General features: G+C 59.0%; 1 protein-coding gene. It reads right to left on the reverse strand.

The annotated features are described in order from the left end of the window. Positions 1 to 92 precede the first annotated feature (92 nt). Positions 93 to 782 (reverse strand): FAD-dependent monooxygenase (locus tag AC1DWI_RS25125; protein ID WP_477726178.1); only part of this gene is annotated, 690 nt, incomplete at its 5' end.

Genomic DNA, 782 nt, shown 5'->3' on the forward strand with positions numbered 1-782 from the left:
AGCGCAAGCAGCTATCAAAAGCGTAGCAATTATCCGGAGGGCAGCGGTGTTGGGAAGAAGAGTCATGACAATCCCTGGGGCTTTTGAAACCGTCATTGGAACAGTTTTGACGGCTCGATTCCGTCGTACATCCACTTCAGGCCGGCGAAACCCGCGCTCTCGGTGCCGCTCTGGAACATCTGGTTGCGCAATTCGCGTTGAACACCGGCCGCATGGTAAATATCACCGTAAAAACGGGCAGTCAATTGCACGCGGCCAGTGCGCAGGTAGCGCTTTTGCTGGTATTTCTGAAAAGCCTTTGGCACATCGCCGCGGGTAAAGCGCAGCGCTTCACGCAGCACGACGGCGTCTTCAATAGCCTGGCCGGCGCCTTGGGCCAGGTACTGCAGCATCGGGTGGRCGGCGTCGCCCAGCAGGGTCACGCGCCGGTCGGTCCAGTTTTTCACGGGTTCGCGGTCGCACAGCACCCACATCTTCCAGGTCTCGATTTTCCCCAGCAGTTCCTTGACTTGTGGGCAGGCATCGGCGAAACGCTCGTTAAGCTCGGCTGTATCGCCAAAGGTGTTCCAGCCCTCATCGTATTTGTTGCTGTGAAAAACAGCCACCAGGTTGAAGAGTTCGCCGCGGCGCAGTGGGTAGTGAACCAGATGGGTTTTCTCGCCGCCCCAAAGCAGCACATCGTCGCTCCACAGATGAGCCGGAACATCCTCACGCCTGAGCACGGCGCGGTAGGCGATATGCCCCGACACGCGAGGTTTGCCGTCGCCCACCACGGCTTCACG

The organism is Polaromonas sp. P3_C2 (assembly GCF_056402675.1).